This window comes from Sphingorhabdus sp. (genome assembly GCF_035329025.1).
Taxonomy (GTDB): Bacteria; Pseudomonadota; Alphaproteobacteria; order Sphingomonadales; family Sphingomonadaceae; genus Sphingorhabdus_B.
In genome coordinates this window covers 1-17738 of sequence record NZ_DAOLHN010000044.1, presented here as the reverse complement: position 1 = coordinate 17738, position 17738 = coordinate 1, and the positions used below count along the sequence as shown (strand labels likewise).

The window sequence follows — 17738 nt, the reverse complement described above, 5'->3', positions numbered from 1 at the left end:
ATCCTTTGTACAATGCTTTGTCGGTCGATGTTGAAGACTGGTTTCAGGTCGGGGCGTTCGAGAATGTAATCTCGCGCGATAGCTGGGACACGCGCGAATGCCGTGTCGAGCGCAACACCGACGCCTTGCTCGCGATGTTTGACGAGGCAGGCATTAAGGCGACCTTCTTTACTTTGGGCTGGGTTGCAGAGCGGTATCCTGCGCTCATCCGCCGGATAGCCGATGCGGGACACGAACTGGGCAATCATGGCCAGAACCATGATCGCGTGTTCACCTTCACACCGCAGCAATTTGCCGCCGACCTTGAACGATCGCGAAAGACGATCGAGGATGCGGGCGGCGTTGTCGTAAAGGGCTATCGCGCGCCGAGTTTCTCGATCAACCCGAACACGCCCTGGGCGCATGAAATCATGGCCGAGCAGGGCTATACCTATTCGTCGAGCATCAACCCGATCAACCACGATCACTATGGCTGGGCGGATGCGCCGCGTTTTGCCTTCCATCCTATATCCGGCAGCGATTTTGTCGAAATACCGGTGACCACAGCAATGCTTGGCCCGAAGCGGATTGCAGCAGGCGGCGGCGGATTTTTCCGGCTATTGCCTTATGTCTATTCGCGTTGGGCAGTGCGGCAGGTCAATGCCGAAGCGCGCCCGGGCATCATCTATTTTCACCCCTGGGAAATCGATCCGGGCCAGCCGCGCGTGGCGAATGCGTCGATCAAATCCAAGCTGCGCCATTATACGAAGCTGGATGCAATGGCAGGCAAGCTGAAACGGCTCATTGCCGACTTCAAATGGGACAGGCTTGATCGCATCGTCGAACAGGAAAAGGCCAAAATCGCATGAATGCGCCGCTGATCCATGAACGGGTGACTGTGCGCAGGGTCGATCTTACATTGTCTGATGAAACCAGGCGGATCGATTCATGGGTTCGTGAACAACCGCCCTCAACGCCATTTCACCTGCCGTGCTGGCTCAATGCCATTGAGCGCGGCACCGGCCATAAGGCCTATTGCCTCGTGGCAGAGAATGAGTCGGGTGACATGGCCGGTCTGGTACCGCTGCACGCCGTGGGCTCTCCGCTATTCGGGCGCGCTCTGGTGTCGAGCGGCTTTGCTGTGGGTGGCGGCATTCTGGCCGGTTCGCAGGGCGTTGCTGACCGGCTGGCCGATGCCGTTTGGGACCTTGCTGTTGAACTCAATTGCCCAACTGCCGAATTACGTGGCGGAGCGATCCCGCATCAGAGATGGATCGTCAAAAGCGATGCCCATGCCAATTTCGAACGCGAATTGGCGGGCGATGACGAGGCCCAATTGCTCGCTATCCCGCGCAAGCAACGGGCGGAGGTGCGCAAGGGGCTCGACAAAGGATTGGCAATCGAAACCGGCAATGGCCAGCGCGATCTCGATTGGCACTACCGCGTTTATGCCGAAAGTGTGCGCAATCTCGGCACGCCGGTCTTCCCGCGCGCGCTGATGGCAGAGACGCTGAAGGCCTTTGGCGATGATGCCGATATCCTGACCGTGCTGTCGGATGGCAAACCGGTAGCGAGCGTTTTGAGCCTATATTTCAATGGCGCGGTCATGCCTTATTGGGGCGGGGGTGTTTGGGAAGCACGGGCGTTGCGAGCCAACGACGTGATGTATTATGCGCTGATGAACCATGCGCGTCGGCGCGGTTGCTCGCGTTTTGATTTCGGGCGATCAAAAGTTGATTCAGGGGCTTATTTCTTCAAGAAAAACTGGGGGTTCGAGCCTGAACCTCTGTCCTATTCTACACGTACTGCGGATGGCTCCCCGCCGCGCGACGTGAACCCGAATAGCGCGAAATATAGGTCAGTCGTCTCTGCATGGCAGAAACTGCCATTGCCCATCGCCAACCTGATCGGTCCCTGGATTTCCAAGGGTCTCGGCTGATGCGCGAGATATTGTTCCTCGCCCACCGCGTCCCCTGGCCCCCGGACCGCGGCGACAAGATCCGTTCCTTCCACATCCTCAAAAAACTGCAGACGATGGCACCTGTGCATGTCGGTGCCTTCGCCGATGACGCACGTGACATGGAATGTGCCGAGGCAGAACGGGCAGGGTTGGCGTCGCTGCACGTTGAACTACGCGACAAGCCCAGCTGGTTTTCGGGTGTTGAGGCGATGGCAAGCGGCAAACCGGTTTCGCTGACCGCCTTCGGTTCGAAGGCGATGCAGGATTGGGTCGATGAACGGCTTTCTAGTGGAGCGATCAGCCACATCTTCGTTTTTTCAGGCCAGATGGCCCAATATGTCCCCGTCGGTTTTGACGGTCGTTTCGTCATGGACTTTGTTGACGTCGATAGCGCGAAGTTCGAGAGCTATGCGCAAGAAGGCAATGCGTTGATGCGCTGGGTCTATGCGCGGGAGGCAAAGAAGCTTGCCAATTTTGAAGCTGAAATTGCCAAGCGCGCCGATGCCAGCCTTTTTGTCAGCGAAGCCGAAGCCGCGCTGTTCCGTGAGCGAAGCGGGGTAGCCAACGCCGCCGCGCTGGGGAACGGCATCGACACGATTTTTTATGACCCGGCTGCGAAGTTCAAGAAACTCCATCCGGTTTTTCCCGATCCCCTGATCGTCTTCACCGGGCAGATGGATTATCGCCCTAATATCGAAGCTGTCAGCGAGTTTGCCCGCAATGCTATGCCAGCGATCCGGCAGGCACATCCGGAAACCACCTTCGCGATTGTCGGTCGAAATCCGACGCCTGCTGTTGTTGAACTGTCAGCGCTTCCCGGCGTGCAGGTGACAGGCGCGGTCGATGATGTACGCACATGGCTTGCAGGCGCCGATGTCGTCGTTGCACCATTGCGCATTGCTCGCGGTATCCAGAACAAGGTGCTGGAGGCAATGGCGATGGCCAAGCCTGTTGTCGCGTCCAGCGCCGCCGCTGAAGGTATCGACGCGGTTGCCGGCAAGCATCTGCTGGTCGCCAAAAATGTTGAAGAAGAGGCCGCCAAGGTCTCGGCGCTGCTGTCCGATACCGACGAACGCCTTCGACTGGGAGCGGAGGCTCGTGCGCATGTCATCACCCATTATGGCTGGGATGCGCAGCTTGCCTCGCTTGAAGGGTTGATCAAAGGCGAGGCTGCAAAATGACCGCCAACTGGCGGACATCGCTCGCGCGCCTCGGCATCATCTGGGTGGCGCTGCTGGCGCTGTTCTGGCGCGATGCGGCGGACATGGCATCGATCTGGTGGAACAGCTCGACCTTCAACCATTGCCTGCTCATCATCCCGATCCTGTGGTGGCTGGTTGATCAGCGCAAACCCGAACTGGCCAAGCTGGAGCCAAAGCCGTGGGCGCTTCCGCTGGTCTGGATGGCCGCTGCGTCTTTTGGTTGGCTGCTCGGCGATGCGGCTGGGGTGGCGCTGGCGCGGCATGCGGGGTTGGTGATGCTGTTGCAGGGCAGCGTTGCACTATTGCTAGGCCCAGCGGTCACTCGCGGACTGCTGTTCCCGCTCTTCTACATGTTCTTCCTCGTGCCGTTCGGCGAGGAATTCGTGCCAGCCTTGCAGACCATCACCGCCGAAATGTGCATGTGGTTGCTCGGCCTGACAGGAATCCCTGCGCATATCGACGGAATTTACATCGCAACACCCACCGCGCTGTTCCGCGTTGCAGAAGCTTGCTCCGGGGTGAAATTTCTCGTCGCGATGGTCGCCTTGGGCGCACTGGTTTCCAACCTATGTTTCAAAAGCTGGCCGCGTCGGATCGCCTTCATGGCCGCCTGTATCATCATCCCGATCATCGCTAACGGCCTGCGCGCCTTCGCTACCATCTACATTGCGCACCACGGCAATCTCGATTTTGCCGCGAGCTTTGACCATGTGATTTTCGGCTGGGTGTTTTTTGGCATTGTGATCGCTTTGGTATTGGCCGCCGGCTGGCCTTTTTTTGATCGGGCTGCAGATGCTCCAGCGATCCATGCGGATCAGCTGGCGAAAGTTTCCGGCACTGCATTGAAACCCGCAATAGCATTGGGCGCAATGGCGGCAATCGTGCTGCTGCCATTTGGATGGAGCACCTATATCGCCAACCGTGCATCGCCTGTTCCGGCACAAATAGATATGCCAGAAGTGGCAGGTTGGGCACGGGTCGATCATCGCCCATTACATCCCTGGAAACCGCATTTTGCCAAAGCCAACCACACTCTGCTTGGTCGCTATCGCAATGCGCAGGAGCAAGAGGTCGATCTCTATATTGCGGTATATGACCGCCAGTCCGAAGGCCGCGAGCTAGTTGGCTTCGGGCAGGGTGCAGCGGGTGGAGCAAGCGACTGGTCGTGGATCGAGAATTGCGATGCACCTGCCAACGCCCGTTGTGAGCGCATCGGCACCAAAGATCGGAACCGCCGCGATGTGGTCAGCTTCTACCGTGTGAACGGCACCACAAGCGGTTCTGGCGCCACAGTGAAGCTGGCAACTCTCAAGGCGAAATTGCTCGACGGCAACCAGCAGGCGGTAGCGATATTGGTGTCGGCTGAGCAAAAAGGTCGCGAAAATGCACGTCCGGCCATCAACTCGTTCCTTCAATCGATTCAGGATATCGATAAACTGGCTGACCGCATGGCTGGTCTGGACTAAGGCGCTCGCATCATGTGCGGCATTGCCGGTATCTTCCACGTCGAAAGCTCGAAGCCGGTCGACCCAGAACGCGTCCGGCGGATGACCGATGCGATTGCGCATCGCGGGCCTGACGGTTCGGGCGTGTGGACTGCGCCGGGCATTGGTCTTGGCCATCGCCGCCTTTCGATCATTGACCTAGGCGGCGGCGCGCAGCCGATGCTGACCGAGGATGAGCGTTATGCGCTCTCGTTCAACGGCGAAATCTACAATTTCCAGGAGTTGCGCAAAGAGTTGGAGGCAATGGGCCACCAGTTCCGCACGCATAGCGACAGCGAAGTGATTTTAGAGGCCTATCGCGCCTGGGGCCCGCAGTGCGTCGGACGGCTGCACGGCATGTTCGTGTTCGCGCTGTACGATCAGGCGAACCGGCAGTTGCTGCTGGCGCGCGACCGGTTGGGGGTAAAGCCGCTTTATCATGCGCGGCTGGCCGATGGCAGCATCATCTTCGGATCCGAACTGAAAGCGCTGCTCGAACATCCCGCATTGCGGCGCGAGCCCGATCTGGCGATGGTCGATGACTATCTGGCGTTCGGATATGTGCCCGATCATGGCTGTATCGTGGCCGGTGTCCAGAAGCTCGCAGCTGGCCATTATTGGCTGCTCACGCAGGGCAAGCCGGAGCCTGCGCCAACGCGCTACTGGGATCTCGATTTTTCCAACCGCGTTAAAGGCAGCGAAGCAGAATTGCAGGAAGAACTTCTCCGCCTGATGCGGCAGGCGGTGCTGAGCCGCATGGTCGCAGATGTGCCGTTGGGTGCCTTCCTCTCGGGCGGCGTTGATAGCAGCAGCGTCGTCGCACTGATGGCCGAGGCGTCGCGGCTACCGGTCAAGACCTGCTCGATCGGCTTCGATGTCGGCGAACTGGACGAAAGCGAATATGCGAGCCGCATTGCCAAGCGCTTTCTGACAGAGCATCATAGCAAGACGGTCGCCGCCGACGATTTCGGTCTCATCGATACGCTGGCCTATCATTTCGACGAACCCTTCGCCGATGCCTCTGCGTTGCCCACCTATCGCGTCAGCGAAATGGCGCGCGAGCATGTAACCGTGGCGCTATCGGGCGACGGCGCGGATGAAGCACTGGCGGGCTATCGCCGCCATGTCTTCCACCATGGCGAGGAGCGGATGCGCGGCCTGTTGCCGCAAGCCATTCGCGGCCCACTATTCGGAACACTGGGGCGGCTCTATCCCAAGGCCGATTGGGCGCCGCGCCCCTTGCGTGCTAAAACGACGCTGCTGTCGCTCGCTCGCACAGGAGCTCAGGGTTATGCCGAAGCGGTTGGCGTTACCCCTCCGCTTATTCGCGACCGGCTTTATTCGCATCGCACGCAACAGTCGCTTCGCGGTTACCGCGCTGAATACCATATGCACCGGCTGATGGATAAAGCCCCGGCGCGCAGCGGGCTCGACCAAGCGCAATATGCCGATATGAAGCTGTGGCTGCCCGGCGATATCCTGACCAAGGTCGATCGCACCAGTATGGCCGTGGGGCTGGAAGCGCGTGAACCGTTGCTCGACCACCGTCTGCTCGAATTTGCGGCGTCCTTACCCGAAAATATGCGTGTTCGCGGCGGGCAAGGGAAGTGGCTGATGAAGCGTACGATGGAACGCTATTTGCCCGAAGACATTCTCTATCGCCCGAAAATGGGCTTTGTAACGCCGATTGCGCAATGGTTTCGCGGGCCGCTAGCTGAAACCGCGCGCGGGATTGCATCGAACACCACCTTGGCTCGGACGGGCTGGTTTGAAAGTGCGGAAATAGCACGCGTGGCCGAAGAACATGTTGGAGGTCGTTCGGATCATAGCCGCCTGCTGTGGCAATTGCTGATGCTCGAAAAGTCGGTCGCGCGAATATTCGGCTAGGGATAGATCGCCCGCACAAAATACAGGCCGTCTGGCGGGGCATTCAGCGCCAACGCGGCCCGATCTTTTGCCTCCAGCGCAGCTTGCAAATCATCCGCACTCCAGCGGCCCATGCCGACAAAGGCAAGGCAACCAACCATTGATCGGACCTGATGATGCAGGAAACTGCGGGCTGCGGCTTCTATCAATAGATGCTCGCCCTCGCGCCGCACATCGAGCCGGTCGAGCGTCTTGACCGGGCTGTCCGACTGGCAGTGCGCCGACCGGAAAGTGGTGAAATCATGCAGGCCGACAAGCTGCTGTGCCGCTTCATGCATCGCACCTGCATCGAGCGGCTGCGGCACTTTCCATGCGCGATGAGCTTCCAGCGCGAGCGGCGCGCGACGGTTGGCGATCCGATAAACATATTCGCGCCCGATGCAGGAAAAGCGCGCATGCCAATCATCGGGAACGGTTTCGCAAGCGAGGATGGCAATCGGCTGCGGTCGTAACTGCGCATTGATGGCTTCCATCAAGCGAAATGGTTCGATATCCTTCGTCAGTTCGACATGTGCCCGCATCGCCAGCGCATGTACGCCGGCATCGGTTCGCCCGGCGGCGTGCAGTACAGCTTCCTCGCCGGTCACACGGCCAATCGCTTCCTCGATCGACTGCTGCACCGACGGGCCATGCCCCTGCCGCTGCCAGCCCATATAGGGCGTGCCATCAAATTCGATTGTGAAGGCGAAGCGCGTCATACCAGGATGGTGCCCGCCGGTATCCGGTTGCCGCGCAGAAAATCGGCGAGCGGCATTGCGGGTTTTCCGGCGCGTTGAATGATGGTGGGGCGGAGGGCACTGGTTGCACAAGCGATTACCAGTTTGTCGTCAATGGTTATGCCGCTTGTTCCGCCAGCTTCAACGATCTCAGCAGCCAACACCCGATACCGCTCGCCCTGAAATTCGAAAAATGCGCCCGGAACCGGATTGAAAGCACGAACCTGGCGTTCGACCGCTTCGGCGCTTTGGTTGAAGTCTAGCCGGGCCTCGCTCTTTTCGATTTTCCGGGCATAGGTCACGCCTTCTTCAGGCTGTGCTATTGCAGGATGGCGGTCAATATCTGCTAACACTTCCGCCATCAGACCGGCTCCTAGTTGCGCCAGTTCTTCGGTGAGCTCTCCAGCAGTCTTGCGATCAATCGGCGTCCGCGCCGTTGCGCGCACCGGACCGGTATCGAGACCCGCCTCCATCTGCATCACCATCACGCCAGTTTCGGCGTCACCCGCCAATATCGCCCGCTGCACAGGCGCCGCACCGCGCCAGCGTGGAAGGAGCGATCCGTGGACGTTGAGGCAACCATATTTGGGCGCGTCGAGGATGGGTTGGGGCAACAGCAATCCATAGGCGGCCACAATGGCGGCATCGGCGTTTAACGCGGAAAACGCGGCCTGTTCGTCTTCGCCTTTCAGCGAAACCGGCGTGCGCACTTCCAGCTCCAATTCCTCCGCACGCGCATGCACGGCGGAGGGTGTCAGCTTCTTCCCACGATTGGCTGGGCGGGGCGGCTGCGAATAGACGGCGACCACATCATGCCCCGCATCGACCAGCGCGTTCAGCGTCGGTACGGCAAAATCGGGGGTCCCCATGAATATAAGGCGCATTGTCGCTCCAGCCATCACCGTAGCCCTGAGCTTGTCGAAGGGCGCTTAGAATGGCGGCGCATACCGTGAAACGGCCTTCGACAGGCTCCAGCCTGCGGTTTGTTCTTCAAACTTTCGGAGGATGCCGATAAGGCCCATCCGATGGCATCGCAAGAAATAGACGCATTGGCACAGGCATTGTCGCGGCTTCCCGGCCTCGGCCCGCGCTCGGCCCGCCGCGTTGTTTTGCATCTGATGAAAAAGCGTGAGACAGTGCTCCAGCCTTTGCTGCGCGCGCTCGAAATGGTCGAGGAGCGGCTCAAGACCTGCACTAACTGCGGCAATCTCGACACGAGCGATCCTTGCGGCATCTGCGCCGATCCGCGCCGCGACACGCGCGCCCTGTGCGTGGTGGAGGATGTATCAGATTTGTGGGCGCTTGATCGTTCGCGCTTGTTTCCCGGCAAATATCATGTGCTTGGCGGGCGTTTATCTGCGCTGGATGGCGTGCGTCCGGAAGACCTCAACATCGACGGCTTGGTTGCACGCGTTGCCGAAGGCGGCATTGACGAGGTGGTGCTGGCAATGAACGCAACGTTAGAAGGTCAGACGACCGCGCATTACCTTGCCGAGCGGCTGGAAAGCTATCCGATCCGCCTGACCCAACTGGCGCACGGTGTGCCCGTCGGCGGCGAACTTGATTATCTCGACGAAGGCACTTTGGCGCAGGCGCTCCGTGCCCGTCGTCCGGTCGGTTGACGCTGGCCCACCCAGTCCCTATTTTAGCGCCATGGCCATACTCCCGATCCTTGAAGTGCCCGATCCGCGGCTCAAAATCATCTCGACTCCCGTCACCGAATTTGACGATGGGCTCAAAAAGCTGGTCGAGGACATGTTCGACACGATGTATGATGCGCCGGGCATTGGTCTGGCCGCGATCCAGGTCGGTGTGCCTAAACGTATTTTGGTGATCGATCTGCAAGAACCGGCCGAGCATGACCATGAGCATGGCGAACATTGCAACCATGATCATGAAGTCGTGCGCAATCCGCGTATCTTCATCAATCCTGAAATACTTGATCCTTCCGATGAGCATTCGACCTACACCGAAGGTTGCCTGTCGGTGCCGGATCAATTTGCCGAGGTCGAACGCCCCGCCGCAATCCGTGCCCGCTGGCAGGATCTGGATGGCAAGGTGCACGAAGAAGAAATGGAAGGCCTGATGGCCACCTGTTTACAGCATGAGATGGACCATCTCGAAGGCATTCTCTTCATCGACCATCTGTCGCGTCTGAAGCGTCAGATGGTTCTGAAGAAGCTGGAAAAGCAGCGCAAAGCTGCCGCTTGATCTAAACATCTTGGAAATAGCAAGCCACTCGGAATGAAACCGAGAGGTCATTTCTGCTCAGAGCGATCGGTTGGCTATTGGAGGCGACAGCTTCATTTCCTCTTTGATAGAAATGTACCAAAAATCTCTTCGCCACCCCCGTCATTGGTATTTAGCTGTTCGAGTACGTGATCGAACTCTGCCTGCCAGGCAGAATCTATGTCCAGGTTCATTGACCGGTTTGTGAGCGCCTTAATCGCATGAATTGCCGATACTGGTTTGGATGCGATCTGTGCTGCAAGTTCAAGAGCGGTGTCCAATGCAGAGGCATTCGCTATTTCATCGAACAAACCCATCATAAGCCCTTCGCTTGCTTTGACGATCCGGCCAGTCATTAAAATATGCTTCGCTCTCGACAGGCCTACCAGTCGAGGCAGCGACCAGGTTGCATTCGCACTGCCATAGTTGACTGCAGTAACCTTGAACTCCGCATTAGGCCCGGCGATCCGGAAATCAGCTGCAGCGGCCATCAGGGCGCCGGCACCGAAAGCCTTGCCATTCACTGCGGCGATTACCGGGAGTGGATGTAACGCGATCGCCTTGAACAGCGGGTCACGTTGCACGAAAGCATCGCGCATCGCTTCATTGTCGAAATCCGCCATTTCCTTGATATCAAAGCCTGCCGAAAATGCCTCCTCTCCAGCATCTGCGGTACTATATCGCGAAGCGAGGCAATGTGCTGGCGCCACGAGGCGCTGGATATTCCCAACCGCAGCAGGGCATTCCTGATGGGGCAAGACGTAAGGCGTGGCAGTCAAGGATAAAATATCTCCATCCGCGGCACCGACCCGTGCGGTTGCACGATATTCGTGGATCGCCTGTCGCAGCCCGTCCTGCCGCGCGGCGCTATCTTGAAATCCGGTTTCGACTACAAGGGTATTGCCGTCGATCGACAGATCAATCCAACGCGCACGGCGCGAACGCCCGACAATTCTTTGAGCTTCGAATTTTCGGGGATGGTGCGCGCATTTGCAAGTTCGCGGGTTATATGGGCATTGGCCTCAATCTCGGCTTCATCGAGCACATGGAATTCACCGTCTGCATCACTGAAAATGTCCCGCGACCGACCAATGATGTGAGACAAGCCTTCACGGCCATCGGGCCAGAAAATATCGAGACTCGAAGTGCGCCGGACGGAATTCGGCCTGTCAGGCGGCGTCTACACTAACGATACCGACCGCGCTTATGCCGTCGCGCGTCGCATCCGCACCGGCCATTTCACGCAGAACAGGCGCGAGTTCGATCTGACTAATCCGTTTGGCGGGTTCAAGAAATCGGGCGTCGGCCGCGAAGGCGCGCCAGAGGGCATGCAGCCCTATGTCGAGATCAAGACCGTGTTCCTGCCAGAAAAACCAAGCGGGCTTTAATTAGCCCGCATTTTCCGGAAAGCCGCGCTGGCCTTCAGGAAGGTCAACCCAAGGCATTTTGGTTGACGTCCACACGCTGACAACAGGCTTGAACGGTGTCGGATCATCCAGCGTGCCGGCTTTGACGATAGTCATGCCATTGTCTTCGGCGAGGTCCGAAAAAATGGGGGAGCCGCAATTGCCGCAGAACCGGCGATAAACCGGATTGCCTGATCTTGTGTCGCGATCTTCATAAGTGGTGAGCTCGCCAGTAGTTGTGACGCCAGCAACCGGAACCATCAGATTGACCGAAAAGGCGCTGCCCGATTGGCGCTGGCAGTTTTTGCAATGGCATTGCGCAACCACCACGGGATTGCTTTCGATTTTGTAGCGTATGGCTCCGCAGTTGCATCCACCCTCGATCATTTGGATTTCCTTTTCTTGGTCCCGTAACGGGCTTCGAAGCCATCGAACATCAGCTCCAGCGTTTCGACAAACAGCGCTTCGTCTTCCGGCGCCTTGGCGAGCGCTTCGGCAAGTTTAGGGAAGCGGTTCGCATCAAAAACCGGCATGGCCGGAATATGATGCGCTTCGGCGGCCGCGGCGAACAGCGATGCGCCATAGGTGATTTTTTCCAGTGCCTCGAGGATCGCCATATGGTGCTCTGAAGGGTAGGGGCAGATCGCGAGTGTCGCTTCATAGGCCCCCAGCATCACATTGCGCGGGAAATAGCGCAGCATCAGCGGGGCGGCATTGGGATGGCGTAATATGGTGCGCCGTGTGGCAACGGCCAGCGCGATGGCACGCTCTTTCCAACCGGTCGCATCGCCGCCCTCTGCGCCGACTTCGCGCAGCAATGCCCGGGCAACGAGCTGAAGAAGTTCGTCCTTGTCCTTGAAATGATAGTAGAGCGAAGGTGCGGTCACACCCATCGCACGGGCGACGCCCTGGACGCTCAGCGAGTCGATCCCCTCCTGCTCGACCAGCACAATCGCCGCATCGACTGCAGCTTCTTTTGTGATCAGCGGTTTAAGCGGCCTGCCACGTTTCGCCTTGGGTTTTGCCGAAGCCCCCATGAATTTAACTTCCAGTCAAAGGCCAAGCCCTGCCTTGGCGATAATATTGCGCTGGATCTCGTTCGACCCGGCATAGATAGAACCTGCCCTGTCATTGAAATATTTAAGCGGCGCAATAGCAGCCGAACGAGGGCCGGCGAATTGATTTGTATCATGCGGAATCACATTTGGCCCACCCGGGAAGCCCGCCTGCGGTTGGAAGGCATGGCCATATGGTCCCGCAGCCTCGAGGGCGAGTTCGGTGATGTGCTGGCTAAGCTCTGTACCCAATATTTTCATGACTGAACCTGAAAGACCTGGGCGGCCACCGCGAGCCGCATCGCTCATTGCCTTGAATTCATAAGTTTCAAGCACGTCGACCCGCGCTTGCGCCGCCGCCACCTTCGCCGCGAAGGCCGGTTCATTGAGCAGCGGCCGTAAGCCATCGCTCGCCAATTCCCGCACTCGTGCCAGACGGACCTGCAATTCCGGCGCATAGGCGCTGCCGCCGCGTTCGAATTCGAGCAGATATTTGGCAACGGTCCAGCCATCGTCGATCGCGCCAACGACATTGCCTACGGGTACCCGCACATTGTCGAAGAAAATCTGGTTCTGGATATGCTCGCCAGAGGTCATCACGATCGGCGTGACGGTGATGCCCGGCGTATCCATCGGGATCAGCAGGAAGGTGATGCCCTGTTGCGGCCGGGCGAGTTGGCTGGTGCGGACAAGGCAGAAAATCCAGTTCGCGACATTGGCATGCGTCGTCCAGATCTTGGTGCCGTTGCAGACGAAGTCGTCGCCGTCCCGCCGCGCGCTCATCGACAATAAGGCCAGGTCGCTGCCGGCATGCGGTTCCGAATAGCCCTGGCACCAGAAATGCTCTCCCGTCAGCATGCGGGGAAGGAAATATTCCTTCTGCTCATCTGAACCATGGCCGAGCAGGGCAGGGCCGCACATTGCGATCCCCATGGGAGAAGTGGGCGGCGCCCCTGCCAGCACCCGCTCGCGCGCAAAGATGTATCGCTGGGTGACGCTCCACTCGGCGCCACCATAGCTCTTTGGCCATGAAGGTGCGGCCCAGCCTTTGGCGTGTAACCGGCGCTGCCATTCCATCGAAAGGCCATGGTCACCATAGACGCTGGTCATCCAGCGCCCGGCCTCGCGCAATTCGGGCGTCAGTTCGGCGTCAAAAAAGGCCCTGACTTCGTCGGTGAATGCCCTGTCGGCGTCTGACCAGTTCATGTCCATAATGCACAACGAACAGCTTTCGGCGGTTCCTGTCAATGCTGGCCATTGCTGGGTGCGACGGCTGAAATCCTCTCCACATGCAATTTCCGATTGCGGCAGCCTGACATTCAGGCTTCATTGCACATCAAGTCGAGATTGAGGTGAGAAAATGAATTTCGAACTGAACCAAGATCAGCAGATGCTGCAGAATATGCTGCGCCAGTTTCTTGCACAGCGTTATGGTTTTGCCGAACGTACAGCCGCATCGCGATCCGATCTGGGATTTCGACCGGAAATCTGGTCTGCGCTGACGGGCGAATTGGGCCTGCTCGGGGCCACTGTTTCGCAGGATCGCGGCGGGTTGGGCGGCGGTGCGGTCGAACAGATGATCATCATGGAAGAACTGGGTCGCGCGCTGGTGCTGGAGCCGGTGGCGGAAACCCTGTTCCACGGCGCATGGCTGCTGGAAAGGGCAGGCGGGACCGTAGCCGGTCTGTTGGCCGATGTCGCCGCGGGCAAGGTGCGGCTGGCACTGGCAATTGGCGAGCCGCAGATGCGCTACGATTATGCGGATGTTGCCGCGACGGCCGAACGCAGCGCGTCAGGTTGGCGATTGAACGGGCAGAAGTCGGTCGCGATAGCTGCGCCTTGGGCTGATCAATTGATCGTCGCTGCGCGCACATCTGGCCACGCAGGGGACACGGCGGGGATTTCCCTGTTCCTCGTTCCGGCAGATGCGGCAGGCGTGTCGATGCACCCTTATCCGACGATTGACGGACGGCGGGCGGCCGATATCATTCTTTCCGATGTCGAAGTTTCGCAAGAGGCGTTGATCGGTGGTGAGGGGCAGGGACTCGAACTGCTCGAAGAACTGCGCGACCGTGCGGTAGCGGCACAAGCTGCGGAGGCGTCGGGCCTGCTCGATAAACTGTTGCAGGATACCGTTGCCTATACGCAGCAGCGCCAGCAGTTCGGCCAGCCAATCGCTTCTTTCCAGGTGCTGCAACACCGCATGGTCGACATGTACATGCATGTCGAACTGACGTGGGCGGCGGCGTTGCTCGCGACGCTGAAGCTCGATGCACCGGCGGACGAGCGCGCCCGTGCCGCCTCTTCCGCAAAGGCGACGGTTGCCGAGGCTTGCCGCTTTGTCGGGCAGAACGCCGTGCAACTGCATGGCGGCATGGGGATGACCGACGAGTTGCCCATCGGCCATTATTTCAAGCGTGCGACCCAGATCGAGGGCGAGTTTGGCAGCGCCGACTGGCACCTCGCACGCCGGGCAAAGCTGGGTTAAGCCAGCGTCCGGCGAAGCGGTCTGCTCTTACTTTGCCTGCCAGACCGGCTGTCGCTTCTGCGCAAAAGCAATTTCGCGACCGCGGCTCATGGCAAGGCCGTCAATATTGAACGAAACCGACTGATCGAAACCGGCGCTGAGCGACCTCGATCCTGCGCCGCGCAGGAAGATGCTGGCCGAACCGCCGGTGACCTTGCGGCCAGCAACCATGCTGGGTACGAATGAAGCGATGTCACCGACCGTTGTAACCTTGTGGTTTTCCAGATTTTCGTCGGTCAGCGCGGTGACCGCAACGGGAACGTCCTGCAGCTTTGATGTCGGCGTGTCTATGCCGGCCAAATTTTTCGCAAACAGAGGCGGTTTTGGTTTCCGGCTGGAAGCTACGCACGCGAAAGCTCTCAGAACTCCGCAGTCAATGCCCGAAGCCCTTCACATAACTTGATGATCTAGAATGAAAAGGACTGTATGGCGCACCCAAGAGGATTCGAACCTCTGGCCTCTGCCTTCGGAGGGCAATAATCTATAAATAAACATATATAAATCAAATATATATTTTTATAAATATGATTTTGTATATGTTTTGTAACTTCCTTGTTCGCTAATTAATTATTAAATTCAGTTAGTTAGGTCGAAAGGCTACTACGCCTATTTAGCCCAAATTCGATCCCAGAGCGACTTTTTGCGAGGCATCGTTGATGCGCTTTTTGCCTTGGCGGCGTCGAGTTTAGCGGAAATTTCAGCGCGATCTGCCGCAACCATTGCAGTGAAGCGACCCAATTTCGCATCACTGAAGCTTTCAGCAAGCTTTTCAATTTCAATCGGATCATTCCGCATTGCAGTTACTTCATCGATGCTCGGCAACGCCAAAGATTTGGCGCCTACATCAGTTTGATAGTCCGCCAAATACAATCCGCATGCGTGTAGGGTTGTAACAAACATGGGATCGTTCTGTATTTCAATCTGCTCGCAAAAGGCTTTGATCAGCTCGTTCTTGGAACACGGCAAATGACTCGTATCGTGAATGATGCCTTGCGGTGGGTTTTGTATAAGGTCAGCAAATGCGAAAATCATATCCAACTGACGTTCGTGTCGCTCTGTTGAAACATTATCGTAAGGCGATGACTTGACCATACCGAGAACTCCGACTTGGAACTGAGTGCGCCACTTTGCATAACATTTTGAATGCTGTGGATTCTATCGCGAAGTTGGAAGATATATATTTTATAAATATATAGTATTAAACAAATAATAATAGAGAGATTGATCGATGGATAAAATTGATAACTTCAAACATCAATCAGCTTTGAGAGAGTGGATTGATATTAGTAAATGGAAAAATCCATGCTTTGTTACTTTGACAATGAAAAAAGGTAGAACATACTATAACAGCTATGGTTCAACGAGGAAAAAAATTTCAAAATATGAGGCATCAAGCAATTTCAGGCATTTTCTTAATATTCTCAATAAAAGAATATTTGGAAACGCATTCACCAGATATGGCAAATGCATGACGGTATTTGCGGTTCTGGAGGGAACAAAAACAAAACATCTCCACTACCACGCAATTATTGATGTCCCTTTAGGTAAAGGCATCAACAACTTTGAGCAAATGGTAAGAGAAACGTGGCTGTCAACTGAATGGGGTGACAAGCAAATAGATGTAAAATTTAACGCAAATCAAGGCGCGGTCGACTATATGACGAAAACGAGAGATAAGTATAGTGTGGCAGATTCTATAGATTGGTCAAACGTCGCACTAGGTAACTAGAAATTTTTGCTGAGTATAAACTCCTTAAATTACCCAATCGTTTTGAATATTAGGTATTTTACATAAATCTTGATCAATAATTGTAACTAAAATTAGGAGTAATAATATTTCAATGAAAAACGCAAAAGAGTTAATAAGTTTCAATGCACCATCAAAAGTTAAATATACATTTGATCTAGTTTGTTCAGAAAAAGGTATAACTAGAACTCATGGTCTAGTATATCTAATGATGAAATTCATACATGACATGAAAGAGGAATTGAAAAAGCAAGATTGTGAACTTCAAGAAACCATTGAAATAGTTAAAAATAGACGGAAAATGGTTACATTCAAGGAATTCATAAACAATCAAAAAAATGATTCCAGCGACCTTCCTATAGGTTTTTCCTCTACAGATGACGATACTAATCCAGTTTTTTAGGCGAACTTCAAAATTGGAAATGCCTGATTTTAATCGCTTAAATCGCTTAATTGCAAAATAAAGCGGTACACACTTCCCATTCTGTGTTTTGCTGATCCGTTCCCTTCATTCGTCCAAATATGGGTAAGCAGCTATTTGTGAACTCCCCAGAACAAAACATAATCGGCGAATTTATTAGGATCACTGATGCTTGATCATTTCCCCAAAATACAACGGCATAACTCTTGAAGGCGTTATATCGGAATGAGCTAGTTGCTGTATTCAATTCTAAGCCAGTGAGAAAATTAACATCCACAGTATACCACTTTGATTGGCCCTCCGACGTTGAATACCTGACCTTCGCACTTTGCACATGCCTAGCGTCAACATTAGTAGGCATCGCTGATAGTGCAACCAGACCTATAATGCCCAATAGACGCTTCATTTTGGCCGCTCTTTCGTTAGCTTCTGCTTCATAGCACAGCGCTGCGTTAGTTAGATTTATAGCTATACTCCGACATTGTTTGAAGTTGTAAAATGATTAAGTTTTGAACTTATTATATTATATCAACAATTCTGGCCCTGGCCTCGCTATCGCCTTCTATATACCTCTGGGTTGTATTCAGCGACGAATGACCGGCTAAAAATTGGACATCCCTTAGTGATCCGCCAACGGTTGTAATCTTCTTGGCTGCATTCGTAATGAATGTTCTCCGTCCGCTATGTGACGAGCAACCAATCAAACCTAACTCGCGATACCATTTTTGAAACATGTTGACGATCACCTGAGCGGACACGGCTTTCGATCGTTCAGACACAATCACATTGGCTTCCAGCGGGGCAAAATTTGTCCCTTTCGTTGCCTGCTGTTTCAATTTACATATCAAGCTTCGCAACTCCTTATTCAAAGGAATGATGCGACCAGACCGTCCTTTTGAGGCATCATTGGTCAACCGTATGTATTGTCCTACCTCCCCATCGGATTCCAACACCATCGACCATTTCAAATTGGCAATCTCTTTGGCCCTTAAGCCTGCCTTCACGGACAATCCTAAAATCACTTGATTGCGTAACCCATTCCTAGCTTTTCCAATATGTGCGGTAACCGCTGCAATCTGTGCCTTG

The 17738-nt window shown here is 55.8% G+C and carries 21 protein-coding genes; 11 read left to right on the top strand and 10 right to left on the bottom strand.

Features of this window, described 5'->3' with window-relative positions; translation table 11 throughout:
* The first annotated feature begins 5 nt into the window (after window positions 1-5).
* From PKC81_RS12035 to PKC81_RS12015, 5 genes are read left to right on the top strand one after another with little or no spacing between them, the layout of a single operon-like run.
* Window positions 6-848: an XrtA system polysaccharide deacetylase gene (locus PKC81_RS12035; RefSeq protein ID WP_324336404.1), complete on the top strand. Its 843-nt coding sequence runs from the start codon at window positions 6-8 to the stop codon at window positions 846-848.
* The gene (locus PKC81_RS12030; RefSeq protein WP_324336402.1) at window positions 845-1918 is read left to right on the top strand and encodes a FemAB family XrtA/PEP-CTERM system-associated protein; all 1074 of its coding nucleotides are present in this window, start codon (window positions 845-847) and stop codon (window positions 1916-1918) included. Before PKC81_RS12035 ends, PKC81_RS12030 begins: the two co-directional genes overlap by 4 nt.
* The gene (locus PKC81_RS12025; RefSeq protein WP_324336400.1) at window positions 1918-3120 is read left to right on the top strand and encodes a TIGR03087 family PEP-CTERM/XrtA system glycosyltransferase; all 1203 of its coding nucleotides are present in this window, start codon (window positions 1918-1920) and stop codon (window positions 3118-3120) included. Before PKC81_RS12030 ends, PKC81_RS12025 begins: the two co-directional genes overlap by 1 nt.
* Window positions 3117-4607, top strand: coding sequence for an exosortase A (xrtA, locus tag PKC81_RS12020; RefSeq protein ID WP_324336398.1), 1491 nt, complete (start codon window positions 3117-3119; stop codon window positions 4605-4607). The genes PKC81_RS12025 and xrtA overlap by 4 nt, the downstream gene beginning before the upstream one ends.
* A gap of 12 nt (window positions 4608-4619) precedes the next feature.
* A complete protein-coding gene (locus PKC81_RS12015) occupies window positions 4620-6512 on the top strand; it encodes an XrtA/PEP-CTERM system amidotransferase (RefSeq protein ID WP_324336396.1) in 1893 nt (630 codons plus the stop codon).
* Here the strand turns inward: PKC81_RS12015 and truA are convergent.
* Window positions 6509-7249: a tRNA pseudouridine(38-40) synthase TruA gene (truA, locus tag PKC81_RS12010; RefSeq protein ID WP_324336394.1), complete on the bottom strand. Its 741-nt coding sequence runs from the start codon at window positions 7247-7249 to the stop codon at window positions 6509-6511. The genes PKC81_RS12015 and truA overlap by 4 nt on opposite strands.
* Window positions 7246-8151: a methionyl-tRNA formyltransferase gene (gene fmt, locus PKC81_RS12005; protein WP_324336392.1), complete on the bottom strand. Its 906-nt coding sequence runs from the start codon at window positions 8149-8151 to the stop codon at window positions 7246-7248. Before fmt ends, truA begins: the two co-directional genes overlap by 4 nt.
* Window positions 8152-8292: 141 nt before the next feature.
* Between fmt and recR the strand changes: the two genes are divergently transcribed.
* Complete coding sequence (gene recR / locus PKC81_RS12000) at window positions 8293-8889, top strand: recombination mediator RecR (RefSeq protein WP_324336390.1); 597 nt, start codon at window positions 8293-8295, stop codon at window positions 8887-8889.
* Between the two features lie 31 nt (window positions 8890-8920).
* Window positions 8921-9478 (top strand): peptide deformylase, encoded by a 558-nt coding sequence (def, locus tag PKC81_RS11995; RefSeq protein WP_324336388.1) that lies wholly within the window; start codon window positions 8921-8923, stop codon window positions 9476-9478.
* Window positions 9479-9570: 92 nt separating this feature from the next.
* On the opposite strand, the gene PKC81_RS11990 is transcribed toward def, so the two are convergent.
* Window positions 9571-10206, bottom strand: a complete 636-nt coding sequence (locus PKC81_RS11990) for an enoyl-CoA hydratase/isomerase family protein (RefSeq protein WP_324336422.1) — start codon at window positions 10204-10206, stop codon at window positions 9571-9573.
* 179 nt (window positions 10207-10385) lie between these two features.
* Complete coding sequence (locus PKC81_RS11985; protein ID WP_324336386.1) at window positions 10386-10601, bottom strand: hypothetical protein; 216 nt, start codon at window positions 10599-10601, stop codon at window positions 10386-10388.
* Between the two features lie 40 nt (window positions 10602-10641).
* Here PKC81_RS11985 and PKC81_RS11980 point away from each other — a divergent pair, with 40 nt between their 5' ends.
* The gene (locus PKC81_RS11980; protein ID WP_324336384.1) at window positions 10642-10884 is read left to right on the top strand and encodes an aldehyde dehydrogenase family protein; all 243 of its coding nucleotides are present in this window, start codon (window positions 10642-10644) and stop codon (window positions 10882-10884) included.
* Here PKC81_RS11980 and PKC81_RS11975 read toward each other — a convergent pair whose 3' ends face one another.
* Genes PKC81_RS11975 through PKC81_RS11965 form a run of 3 tightly spaced genes read right to left on the bottom strand, consistent with a single transcriptional unit; the run spans window position 10885 to window position 13169 of the window.
* Window positions 10885-11289, bottom strand: a complete 405-nt coding sequence (locus PKC81_RS11975) for a GFA family protein (protein WP_324336382.1) — start codon at window positions 11287-11289, stop codon at window positions 10885-10887.
* Window positions 11286-11939, bottom strand: coding sequence for a TetR family transcriptional regulator (locus PKC81_RS11970; protein ID WP_324336380.1), 654 nt, complete (start codon window positions 11937-11939; stop codon window positions 11286-11288). The genes PKC81_RS11975 and PKC81_RS11970 overlap by 4 nt, the downstream gene beginning before the upstream one ends.
* Before the next feature lie 15 nt (window positions 11940-11954).
* Entirely contained in the window at window positions 11955-13169 is a 1215-nt protein-coding gene (locus PKC81_RS11965; RefSeq protein ID WP_324336378.1) for an acyl-CoA dehydrogenase family protein, read from the bottom strand.
* A 148-nt stretch (window positions 13170-13317) separates the two neighbouring features.
* On the opposite strand from PKC81_RS11965, the gene PKC81_RS11960 reads away from it, so the two are divergent.
* Window positions 13318-14445 (top strand): acyl-CoA dehydrogenase family protein, encoded by a 1128-nt coding sequence (locus PKC81_RS11960; RefSeq protein WP_324336376.1) that lies wholly within the window; start codon window positions 13318-13320, stop codon window positions 14443-14445.
* 27 nt (window positions 14446-14472) lie between these two features.
* On the opposite strand, the gene PKC81_RS11955 is transcribed toward PKC81_RS11960, so the two are convergent.
* Together PKC81_RS11955 and PKC81_RS11950 are read right to left on the bottom strand one after the other, a co-directional pair.
* Window positions 14473-14784, bottom strand: a complete 312-nt coding sequence (locus tag PKC81_RS11955; protein ID WP_324336374.1) for a Plug domain-containing protein — start codon at window positions 14782-14784, stop codon at window positions 14473-14475.
* A 306-nt stretch (window positions 14785-15090) separates the two neighbouring features.
* Window positions 15091-15576: a hypothetical protein gene (locus PKC81_RS11950; protein ID WP_324336372.1), complete on the bottom strand. Its 486-nt coding sequence runs from the start codon at window positions 15574-15576 to the stop codon at window positions 15091-15093.
* Between the two features lie 136 nt (window positions 15577-15712).
* Here PKC81_RS11950 and PKC81_RS11945 point away from each other — a divergent pair, with 136 nt between their 5' ends.
* Both PKC81_RS11945 and PKC81_RS11940 read left to right on the top strand, forming a co-directional pair.
* Window positions 15713-16213 carry a hypothetical protein gene (locus PKC81_RS11945; protein ID WP_324336370.1) on the top strand — a complete coding sequence of 167 codons (501 nt, stop codon included), beginning with the start codon at window positions 15713-15715 and terminating at the stop codon, window positions 16211-16213.
* A gap of 112 nt (window positions 16214-16325) precedes the next feature.
* Window positions 16326-16634, top strand: a complete 309-nt coding sequence (locus PKC81_RS11940; protein WP_324336369.1) for a hypothetical protein — start codon at window positions 16326-16328, stop codon at window positions 16632-16634.
* A 536-nt stretch (window positions 16635-17170) separates the two neighbouring features.
* Here the strand turns inward: PKC81_RS11940 and PKC81_RS11935 are convergent.
* Window positions 17171-17738 (bottom strand): site-specific integrase (locus PKC81_RS11935; RefSeq protein ID WP_324336368.1); only part of this gene is annotated, 568 nt, incomplete at its 5' end.